Here is a 375-nt window from a genome sequence, read left to right as displayed (position 1 = left end):
TGAGTTGGTGAGGGCCGCGCCCACCGATTGGCCAAAAACTAAACTTTCCCAAAGTAGGTCCCCCACCCCCACCTCTCGACCGGGAAACGACGGCCACCCCGGAAGAACCGGCCGTCAGACGCTTGACGAGACCGGGACCCATCCCCGGACCGGCCGCGCACCCTCCCACCCCTTCAGCGGGCTGCGCTGCTACGAACAAGTCCGCACCCGGCAGGAAAGCCGGATGACCCATCCCCGCAGTCCCGAGAGCCCCGCTTCGAGGGCCGCCCGGTCATCTCACTTCTCGCGGTGGAGGGACGGGTGTCAAGGGTGGCCCGAAGGGTCATCGGCGCAGCCGACGCGCAGCGCAGCGGAGCGCCCTTTACACCCGGCCCG

The sequence above is a fragment of the Streptomyces sp. NPDC059037 genome (assembly GCF_042740015.1).
Classification (GTDB): domain Bacteria; phylum Actinomycetota; class Actinomycetes; order Streptomycetales; family Streptomycetaceae; genus Streptomyces.
Note: the sequence above shows the minus strand (reverse complement) of the source record.